This window comes from Brevibacterium picturae (assembly GCF_030453725.1).
In the GTDB taxonomy this organism is placed as follows: Bacteria; Actinomycetota; Actinomycetes; order Actinomycetales; family Brevibacteriaceae; genus Brevibacterium; species Brevibacterium sandarakinum_A.
Window position 1 is genome coordinate 1 of sequence record NZ_JAKDJU010000219.1, and the last position, 4,333, is coordinate 4,333.

The window sequence follows — 4,333 nt, forward strand, 5'->3', positions numbered from 1 at the left end:
CTCCTGCACTGAGGGCGAGCTCCTGGCGCTTCTGCTTCACGCCGCCGAAGATGGTCGTGGTCGACATGCCGTAGGCCTGGGCCAGCGGTTCGACCACGTTCGTGATCTGGGTGGCGAGTTCACGCGTGGGTGCCAGGATGAGGCCTCGTGGAAGGCGACCCTTCTTCCGGTCGGCAGACTCGGAAGCGGCCAGGCGTGTCGCCATGGGAATGGCGAAGGCGAGTGTTTTGCCGGAGCCAGTTTTGCCTCTGCCCAGCACGTCACGGCCGTTCAAGGTGTCTGGAAGAGTGTCCTGCTGGATGGGGAAAGCCTCTGTCTTGCCCTCTGCGCGAAGGCGATCGGTGAGAGCGGACGGAACGCCGAGCTCAGTGAAAGTCACCGGAGCGGCATCCGTCGTGTCCGCGACGGACTTCCTAGGCTCGGGGCTCGTGGCCTTCGGCGCGGATGGTCGTCTCTGCCTCATGGAGGAGGAGGCGTGATTGGTGCTGGAGTCATGTGGGGGAGTGATGGAATAGCCCTTCGACATGCCGGAGAACTCACCGATGCCACAAGATTGTGACGGGATCCGCTTCCGGCCAAGGTGTGGGAACGCCGTTTGGCGCTCTCGATCGCCGAGAGGAAACGGCTTCGGAAACTTGCGCCGGAATTCATTCACGGCCGCAGAGTCGGAGGCGTACTGTCGACGCAGGGAACCCGAGGTTGGGTTCGCAGGTAATACCAGTATACATCCCTCAGAGGTCTCGGTCCGACAGCGGTTGTCTGCGGCAGGCATGTGGGGGTGGGGCTCGAGGCTCGCGCCCGCCCCGGGGCTGGAGCTGGGAAACCTTATATGAGGCAGCCAGTCGTGCCGCCCGACGGCTCGCGATCCTGGTAGCGCAGCTTGGTGATGCGGCCGGTGTCCTTGAGCTTCTGCTGCGCGGTCCCTGTCACATGCCCCGTGCTGCGGTTCTTCCTCCGATGCGGCTGACCAGCATGGTCGAGACGATGACGAGCAATGTCGCCATGACGTCGATGACGGCAGGCACGACGGTTGGCATACGTCGGAGTTCGCCACGTAGGGTCGGTCATCGTGGGTGCGGGCCTCATAGATGGACAACACATTACATCTTCGAAGGCCCCCGCCAACACGCTGTTGCGCGCTATCCAGCCGTGACGCGGTACTCCTATCCGTCACAGCGATCAGGATCTCGTCAAGCAAAGGCATAGCCCAGGGCGTGGATTTCGCCTTGGCTCGTTCCAACGAAGAGTAGGTGTTCCCAATTATTATCAGTGACCTTGGTACGACGTGGCAGACGCTCGTCGTTGTTGCGATTTCTACGGTCGGTATCTATCTGGCATTGATCCTGTTCTCCAGGATCGCCGGTCTGCGGTCCTTCTCACAGATGACGAACTTCGACATGGCCGCAACTGTGGCCCTCGGCTCCATGGTGGCCACTACAGCGCTGAACAGCAGTACTCCGCTTCTGGTCGGAGTCGTCGGTATGGCAGTCTTGTTCGTCATCCAATGGGTGGTGGCCAGGCTGCGGCGCCATCGCGGGCCAGAACGGCTTGTGGACAACAGCCCGCTGGTGCTGATGAGTGGCAGCGACGTGCTGTCTGAGCATCTGACAATCGCGCAGATGACGCGCAGCGACCTACGGTCGAAACTTCGGCTGGCCGGCGTGACCCGTTATGACCAGGTCGGAGCGGTGATCCTGGAGGTGACTGGTGATGTATCGGTGCTCGTGAAAGACCCCGAGGATCCGCCGATGGAACCCGATTTGTTCGTCAGTGTCAGAGGACGAGATCACCTGTTCTCCGACGATCATTTTGCTTCACAGAACAGCTGAACACAGGAGAAGAATTCGAAGCTGCCTGCCCGAGACGGCCGGGAGCTGAAGGCCACAGTATCCGCGTCCGGGGCGCTGGGGTCGATCGAACCGCAGCAGGCCGGCACCGATGTGCTGGCCCCGGTGGATTTCGCTCCTCCTTCGCAATCTCACGGATTGTGGTAGGCGCCGGTTTCCGGGCAGGTGAAGCCACAAGACAGCCACCAAGATCTTTGAGCGCCTAACGGAGATGGAGAGACGAGACCACGGCAGCAGCGCCGACAACGATGAACAGTGCCAGGGTGAAGGCGAATGGCCATTGGCGGATCCGTGTCATCGGCACAGAACATTGATCGTGGTTGAGCAGACGATCCGACGGGGGTTCCGTGTTGCGCACGGCAGGTCCACAATGGCGGTGAAGGCGATTTCTGGTCGCTTGCACAGATCACTGTCTTGCGGCAGTCACCGTCTTGCACAGATCACCGTCTGGAAGGAGTGCAATCATGACCAACACCATCAAGGATGTTTCGCTTGACCAAGCACAGGGGGTCGTTGACGCAGGCCGACGACGAGCACTCGAACTGGACCTGAAGATGAATGTCGCCGTCGTCGACGTCGGCGGCAACCTCAAGGCTTTCGCCCGGATGGACGGAGCGTGGCTGGGCAGCATCGACATCTCGATCAAGAAGGCCCGCACCGCCCGGTACTTCGATATGCAAACGGCCGAGCTCAGCCCCACGGTGCAGCCGGGTCAGCCGCTCTATCACATCGAATTCTCCAACGGTGGACTGATCACCTTCCCCGGTGGCATCCCACTGACTCTCGGCGATGGCACCGTGATCGGTGCCGTCGGGGTGAGCGGATCCACCGTTGACAACGATCAGGCCGTCGCCGAGGCGGCCGCGGAGGTGATCTCCTGATGAAAGCAGTCGTGTACAAAGGACCACGCGAAATTGCCGTCGAAGACGTCAAGGACCCGGTGATCCAGGATCCGACGGACGTTCTCGTCCGCATCACCTCGACCGCGATATGCGGCTCGGACCTGCACATGTACGAGGGCCGCACCGATGCCGAACCCGGAATCACATTCGGCCACGAGAACATGGGCATCGTCGAGGAAGTGGGCAAAGGTGTCGCTCGGGTCAAGGCCGGCGACCGCGTCGTGCTCCCGTTCAACGTCGCCTGCGGATTCTGTGACAACTGCCGCGCAGGCAAGTCCGCGTTCTGCCTCACGGTCAACGAACCGGGTACGGCAGGCGGCGCTTATGGCTACGTCGGAATGGGCCCCTACGGAGGTGGACAGGCCGAGCACCTGCGTGTGCCCTTCGCGGACTACAACTGCGTACCACTGCCGCCAGGCGATGAGCATGAGACGGACTTCGCGATGCTCGCCGATATCTTCCCCACCGGTTACCACGCCACCGAGTTGGCTGGTGTGCAGCCCGGGGACACGGTCGCCGTCTACGGAGCCGGCCCCGTGGGGATCATGGCCGCCTACTCCGCTCGGCTGAAGGGTGCCAGTCGCATCTTCGTCGTCGACCATGTGCCCAACCGGCTGGACCTGGCCCGCGGCCTGGGAGCGGAGCCGATCAACTTCGACGATGGCGACCCTGTCGAGCAGATTGCTGATGCCCTCGACGGCTACGGCACCGATCGTGGTGTCGACGCTGTGGGCTATCAGGCCACAGCCGCCAATGGTGAAGAGCAGCCGGCCACGGTGCTCAACCAATTGGTGGGCACAGTTCGCCACACCGGCGGAATCGGCGTTGTGGGACTCTACCTGCCCTCTGATCCCGGCGCTCCCGACGAGCACTCGGCCAAGGGCGAGCTGTTGGTCAAGATGGGGCGACTGTTCGAGAAGGGACAGTCGATCGGAACAGGTCAGGCCGATGCCAAACGGTACGCTCACCGGCTGCGCGATCTGATCATCGCCGGTCGCGCCGAACCCGGCTTCGTCGTCTCCCAGGAACTGCCGTTGAAGGACGCTCCCGACGCCTATGACAAGTTTGATCGCCGTGAGGAGGGGTATTCCAAGGTCGTTCTGCACCCCGGCATGGGATGATGATGAGCAGACCCCGAAGCTGAAGGAGCTGTCTGCCCACTGATGATCGACCTCAAAGATGGTGGCACGTACACGATGGAAGTCGACCACGGCAGGGCAGACAGCCTGCTCCGGACTGGAGTTCTCGACCGGCTGGCGACGGTGTTCCGTCACCACGCCACCCGGTGTCAGGGCGGGATGGCGTTCAGCGTCTACCGCGCGGGTGAACCGCTCATCCGACTGAGGTCCGGTGTTGCCGGCAAGCGGGGAGACACCTCGGCGAGGGCATGGGACGAACGGACACTGGCGGTGTTCTTCTCCGGAACCAAGGGCCTGGTCGCGATCATCGCGGCCAAGGCCGCGGGGCAGGGGCTGCTGGATGTCGACGCTCCCGTCGCCGACTATTGGCCGGAGTTCGCGGCAGCCGGCAAGGAAGCGGTGACCGTCGCCCAGGTGCTCTCACACACGGTCGGCCTGCCCTATG

The 4,333-nt window shown here is 62.6% G+C and carries 5 protein-coding genes; 4 read left to right on the plus strand and 1 reads right to left on the minus strand.

Annotated elements, in window-relative coordinates; translation table 11 throughout:
- Positions 1 to 463 (minus strand): DEAD/DEAH box helicase (locus L0G76_RS14425; RefSeq protein ID WP_304357853.1); only part of this gene is annotated, 463 nt, incomplete at its 3' end.
- A 787-nt stretch (positions 464 to 1,250) separates the two neighbouring features.
- Here L0G76_RS14425 and L0G76_RS14430 point away from each other — a divergent pair.
- The 4 genes from L0G76_RS14430 to L0G76_RS14445 form a co-directional block, all read left to right on the plus strand.
- Complete coding sequence (locus L0G76_RS14430) at positions 1,251 to 1,829, plus strand: DUF421 domain-containing protein (RefSeq protein ID WP_304357854.1); 579 nt, start codon at positions 1,251 to 1,253, stop codon at positions 1,827 to 1,829.
- A 482-nt stretch (positions 1,830 to 2,311) separates the two neighbouring features.
- Positions 2,312 to 2,728, plus strand: coding sequence for a GlcG/HbpS family heme-binding protein (locus L0G76_RS14435; RefSeq protein ID WP_304357855.1), 417 nt, complete (start codon positions 2,312 to 2,314; stop codon positions 2,726 to 2,728).
- On the plus strand, positions 2,728 to 3,870 hold the full coding sequence (locus L0G76_RS14440; protein ID WP_304357856.1) for a glutathione-independent formaldehyde dehydrogenase: 1,143 nt from the start codon (positions 2,728 to 2,730) through the stop codon (positions 3,868 to 3,870). The genes L0G76_RS14435 and L0G76_RS14440 overlap by 1 nt, the downstream gene beginning before the upstream one ends.
- A gap of 42 nt (positions 3,871 to 3,912) precedes the next feature.
- Positions 3,913 to 4,333 (plus strand): serine hydrolase domain-containing protein (locus tag L0G76_RS14445; RefSeq protein ID WP_304357857.1); only part of this gene is annotated, 421 nt, incomplete at its 3' end.